The 6094-nt window shown below is 68.8% G+C and carries 2 protein-coding genes; one reads left to right on the top strand and one right to left on the bottom strand.

The window, feature by feature from the left end:
• Window positions 1-2372: amino acid permease (locus JHC79_RS02710; RefSeq protein WP_296388327.1), on the bottom strand; the 2372-nt coding region annotated here is incomplete at its 3' end.
• Between the two features lie 391 nt (window positions 2373-2763).
• On the opposite strand from JHC79_RS02710, the gene lysX reads away from it, so the two are divergent.
• Window positions 2764-6093 carry a bifunctional lysylphosphatidylglycerol synthetase/lysine--tRNA ligase LysX gene (lysX, locus tag JHC79_RS02705; RefSeq protein ID WP_296388326.1) on the top strand — a complete coding sequence of 1110 codons (3330 nt, stop codon included), beginning with the start codon at window positions 2764-2766 and terminating at the stop codon, window positions 6091-6093.
• Window position 6094 lies beyond the last annotated feature (1 nt).

Here is a 6094-nt window from a genome sequence, read left to right as displayed (position 1 = left end):
TCGGTCTCGTCGTCATCGGTGACGATCTCGTAGGACGGGTTGACCATCACGACCCCCTTGCGCCCCTGACGCGCCTTGCCGCTGGCTCGCAGGAGCTGACCGGCGACGATGTCGGAACCGGCGTCGTCGGCGAAGCGCAGCCGCAGCAGACCGCTGTCGTCCTCGACCTCGACGATGTGCACCGGCGTCTCGTCGATCACCTTGTCGAAGGTGTCGCGGACACGCCCCTCGACGGTGCCGCGGTGACCGACCATGAGCCCGCCGATCGCCAACGTCGACGCCGGGCTCTCCGGCTCGGCGTAGTCGCGCAACTCGGCGTCGTCGTCGCGGGCGATCCGCGCCTGCAGCTGTTCGACCTTGCGGGTCAACCGTTCCTCGACGACATCCGGGAAGGCCTTGCGGATCTCGGCTTGGACGTCGAACGGGATGATCGTCGCGGCGGCGTGCGGGATCTCGCTCACCGCACGGGAGATCTTGTCGGCGCTGCGATCGTGCAGCAACCGACCGAGCAGGGGCGCGTAGGTGCGCCGCGGCAGCAGCACCGTGACGTGTGACCGTGGTGCCTGCGCCAACGCGTCGACGACGAGACGCTGCACGCCGCGCGTCAGTCGTCGATCGGGGCAGTCGATGATCGTCAGCGGGGTCCGCAGGTCGTAGTGCTCCCACCGTGCCCGCAGCTTCTCGGCCTGGGCGGCGTCGACCATCAGGTGCACGGCGGTCAGCTCGTCGGCGCGCAGTCCGTGGCCGTATCGCAAGGCCTCGAGGACCGCGAGATCGACCGAGCTGACGAGGACGAACGCGGTGTGTCGGGCGTAGTTCACCTGCTCGGGTCGGTTGGTCCGGAACTCCTCGAGGATGGCTGCCTCGGCGCGGTACTCGCGATTGAGGCGGATGAGCCCGAAGACCAGCAGCGGGAACACGACGACCACCAACCACGCGCCCTCGGTGAACTTGGCGATGGCGAAGATCGCGACGACGACCGTCGAGACGACACCGGCGGCGAGGTTGATCGACAACCTGCGGCGCCACCCCGATTCCTTGTGCGTGAGGTGGTGTTTCGTCATCCCGTACCCGGCCATCGCGAATCCGGTGAACACCCCGATGGCGTAGAACGGGATCAGCGCGTTGACCGATCCGCCGGTGGTGATCAGCAGCGCGATGGCGAACACGGCCAGGACCAGGATGCCGTTGGAGAACACCAGTCGGTGACCGCGCTTGGACAGCTGCCGGGGCAGGAAACGATCGGCGGCGACGAAATTGGCCAATGCCGGGAAGCCGTTGAAGCTGGTGTTGGCCCCGGTGAACAGGATGGCCGCTGTGGCGATCTGCAGCATCACGTAGAGGGTCGAGCCGAGGGCGCCGCCACCGAAGACCCGTCGGGCGATCTCCGACAGCACCGACGGGTACCCGTCGACGTAGGGGGTCGCGTGCGTCTCGTACGCCAGCCATGCGACGCCGGTCAGCAGGATGCCGAGGATGCAGGCCATCACCGTCAGCACCAGCCGGGCGTTGGTTCCCTCGGGCTTGCGGAACGAGCCGACCGTGTTGGAGATGGCCTCGACACCGGTCAGTGACGACCCGCCGTTGGCGAACGCGCGGAGCAGGATGAGCAGCGTAGCCCCGGCGATCAGCCCGTTGCCCTGGTGGACCTCGACGGTGCCCGGCAACTCCGACGGCACGTACTTCGTCAGACCGGTGGTGGCCTCGCGCACGATGCCGACCACGATCATCAGCAACAGCATCCCGGTGAAGAAGTAGGTGGGCATCGCGAACGGACGGCCTGCCTCCTTCAGACCGCGCAGGTTCACCCAGCACATGATGACGACCACGCCGATGGTGATCTCGAGGCTGTAGGGGCCGAGTACCTTCACCGCCGACACCACGGCCACCGTCCCCGCCGACGCCTGTACGGCGACGGTGACCACGTAGTCGATCAGCAGCGCAGCGGCCGCGACCTGCGCCACCCGTGGCCCGAAGTTCTCGCGGGCGACGACGTAGGACCCGCCCGCGCGGGTGTAGGCCATCACCACCTGGCGATACGACGCGGCGACCAGGACGAGGATGCACAGGATCACCCCGGTCAGCGGCAGCAGGAGGGAGAACGCGGCGAGCCCGGCGTACGGGAGCAGTTCGACGAGGATGAGCTCGCTGCCGTAGGCGGTCGACGAGATGGCGTCGGGAGCGAGGACCCCGAGGGCGACGGGGTTCGACAGGCGCTCGTTCTTGAGCTGGTCGGTGATCATCGGTCTGCCGAGGATCAGACGCTTGGCCGCGTAGCCGATCGATTCCGGGACGTTGCGCGACAACTCGACGTCGGCGGCCGCGTGGTGCGCCTTCGGACCCGTCGGGTGGTTCGGGACGACCTCGGACATCGCAGCCGCCTTCTCCGTGCCGGCCCGCGTCGATCGACGTGGGCGGTCGTCTCCGACCGGATACGAGCATACGGAGGAATGCGGGCGCCCACGGCGAGCGACGTCCGAAAGATGCTGGCCAACAGGATAAATCGGACAGTTCGCGTATCGGGCACGGTCGGGTGTGCGGAACCGGTCCTCGTGCGGCGCCTCGGCCGGGTCGACGGCGTCCACCACGTCGTCGGGAGCGCCCCGCGGCGGGCCCGAGAGGCCCCGGGGGTGTCGGCGGCGATGTCGCCGTGGTGGCCTGCTCGGGCTGCTAGGCTCGGCGTTTATGTCCGCTGCCCCGGTGGTTGCAAAACCCAAGCGTGCCAACTCGACTGACGACGGTCGCCCGCCGTCGCGAAGGATCGTGAACGGGCAACGCGGACAGGTCGCGGCCGAGCGGATCGCCCTCTGGTCCGGTCGTCTGCTGACCATCGCCGCGGTGGTGTCGCTGATCGCGATCCCGTTCCGTCACTTCCGGTTCGTCGACGCCCTGACCGACCTCGTCGGCGCGTTCAACGTGCCTGCCGACCCCAGCATCTTCGTCATCCTGCTCGTGCTCGCGCTCGCCGGCGCGGTCCGTCGACGTTTCAAGGCCGCGCACACCGCATTGCTGGCGGTGATGGTGCTCGCCGTCATCGACGACGTCTTCGTGTTGCTCAGCACCTTCATCGAGGACATCGACACCGACAACGACTACGACGCGTTCGCCACCTCGCCGGTGACCGCATCGGTGGTGCTCGTGATCGGCGTCGTGGTCCTCGGCGCGTTCGTCTACTCCCGTCGGGCCTTCACCGCCGAGCTGGCGCACCGCTCGGTCCGCGCGGCGCTCGGCGTCCTCGTCGGTGGTCTGGCGATGTCGTTCATCGTCACGTTCGTGCTGACCGTCGCCTTCCCGCACACCCTGCAGGGCTGGGACGAGAAGGCGCAGTGGGCACTGAGGTCGACCTTCGGTGACCGAGCAGGCATGAGCGACGCGTTGCTGCAGGGTCACCAGGGCCACCACCCGATCTACGTGCTGGCCGGCTGGATGTCGGCGCTGGCGCTGGTCCTCGCGCTGATGGTGCTCTACCGGGCCAACCGCGACAACGAGTTCGCCGACGCCGACCAGGAACTGCGCATCCGCGAACTGCTGCTGTGCAACGGCGAGGACGACTCACTCGGGTACTTCGCCACCCGCCGCGACAAGTCGGTGGTCTTCTCGCCGGACGGCCGGGCCGCGGTGACCTTCCGGGCCGTGGGCAGCGTCAGCGTGGCCAGCGCCGACCCCATCGGTGCGCCCGAGTCGTGGCTGCCCGCGGTGCAGGCGTGGCTCGCCAACTGCCGGACCCACAGCCTGCACGCGGCGGTGCTCGCGGCGAGCGAGGCAGGCGCGAAGGTCTATCGGGCGGCCGGACTCAAGGTCCTCGCGATCGGCGACGAGGCCATCATCGACGTCGACGACTTCAGCCTGCGCGGCGCGTCGATGAAGCCGGTGCGCCAGGCCGTCAACCGCGTGACCGCGGCCGGCTACACCACCAGCATCAAGCGGCACGCAGAACTCAGTCCGGACGAACTGGCGACCATCGAGCACCTCGCCGACAAGTGGCGCGGCGAGGACACCGAACGCGGGTTCTCGATGGCGCTGAACCGCGTTGGCGATCCGGCCGACGGTCGCTGCCTGATCATCACCGCGCACGATCCCGCCGGCGAGATCCGGGCCTTCCTCTCGTTCGTCCCGTGGGGACTGCGCGGGGTGTCGCTGGACCTGATGCGCCGCGACCGTGCCGCGGAGAACGGCGTCAACGAGTACCTCGTCGCCCGGCTCATCGAGTCGGCGGGCGACCTCGGCATCCGGCGGATCTCGTTGAACTTCGCGGTGTTCCGGTCGGTGTTCTCCGACGCCGAGCGTGAGGGTGCCGGCCCGATCACCCGTGCGGTGGACTCGGTTCTCGGCTTCGCGTCGAAGTTCTATCAGCTCGAGACGCTGTACAAGTCGAACCAGAAGTACCACCCGGAGTGGCTGCCTCGGATGCTCTGCTATCACCCCTCGCTCACCGTCATGCGGGCTGCGGTCGCGGTCGGTGTCGCGGAGGGATTCCTGCCGCACCTGGGCCCGACGTTCCTGGTCGGGTCCAAGACCCCGGACACCCAGCCGCGTCGCACCGACACCGGCTTCGTCGACGCCGTCAACGCACTCGAGCGCGATCTGCTGGTCACACGGGTCCCGCCGCCGCGTCTCAACGACCAGCAACGCATGCGCCGCGCGAAGCTGGACGGCATCCGGGCCGACGGACACGAGCCGTACCCGGTCGCGGTGCGACGGACCGATCGGGTGGCCGACGTCATCGCCGCCCACGACGGGCTCGCGGCAGAGGCCCGTACGTCGACGACGGTGTCGATCGCGGGGCGGGTGCGCGCGGTGCGCGACCTCGGTGGCGTGGTCTTCGCCCTCCTCGAGGACGACGCTGCGCGGATCCAGGTGCTCTCCGACGCCGCCACGGCGCGGCCCGGCGAGCACGATCGGTTCCGTCGGATCGTCGATGTCGGTGACCTCATCAGCGTGACCGGTGAGGTGGTCGGGTCGCGCAGTGGAGAGTTGTCGGTGTCGGTGTCGACCTGGGAGATGGCGGGCAAATGCCTCAACCCGCTGCCGCAGCTGACCGCCGAACTCAGCGACGACGTCCGCGTCCGGGACCGGCCGCTGGATCTCATCACCAGTCGGTCGGCGGTGGACCTGCTGCAGAAGCGGTCGCGCGGGGTCCGTGCGCTGCGCGACACCCTGCACGCACATCAGTTCCTCGAGGTCGAGACGCCGATGTTGCAGACCGTGCACGGCGGCGCCTCGGCGCGACCCTTCAAGACCCACATCAACGCCTACGACCAGCAGCTCTACCTGCGCATCGCACCCGAGCTGTACCTCAAGCGCCTGTGCGTCAGCGGGATGGGCGCGATCTTCGAGTTGAACCGCAACTTCCGCAACGAGGGTGCCGACGCCACCCACAACCCCGAGTTCACGTCGCTGGAGGCCTATCAGGCCTACGGCGACTACAACTCGATGCGGGAACTGACGCGTGAGCTGATCCTGGCGATGGCCGTTGCGGTCAACGGTGAGCCGATCGCACTGCAGCCGGGTGAGTCCGGGGAGATCGAGACCGTGCGGCTCGACGGCACCTGGCCGATCATCACCGTGCACGAGGCGGTGTCGCGGGCGTGCGGGTCGGCGGTCAGCTCGTCGTCCAGTGCGGCCGACGTGGGCGAGATCTGCACGCGCCACGGCATCGACACCACCGCCGACATGCCCGCGGGCAAGATGGTGATGGAACTCTACGAGGCGCTCGTCGAGAAACAGACCCGGTTCCCGACGTTCTACTACGACTTCCCCATCGAGGTCTCACCCCTGGCGCGCAAGCACCGCTCCGACCCGCGGCTCACCGAGCAGTGGGACCTGGTCGGCTTCGGCGCCGAGCTGGGCACCGCGTACTCCGAGCTCACCGACCCGGTGGACCAGCGCGACCGGCTCACCCGGCAGTCGATGCAGGCCGCCGGCGGTGACCCCGAGGCGATGTCGTTGGACGAGGACTTCCTGCACGCTCTCGGCTACGCCATGCCGCCGACCGGCGGACTCGGACTCGGCGTGGACCGGCTCGTCATGATGCTCTCCGGTGTCGCGATCCGTCCCACGCTCACGTTCCCGTTCGTGCGGCCGCAGCAGTAGG

Origin of the sequence: Williamsia sp., from assembly GCF_016462415.1 — a bacterium.
In the GTDB taxonomy this organism is placed as follows: Bacteria; Actinomycetota; Actinomycetes; order Mycobacteriales; family Mycobacteriaceae; genus Williamsia_A.
Note: the sequence above shows the minus strand (reverse complement) of the source record. Positions and strands in the feature narration are given on the sequence as shown.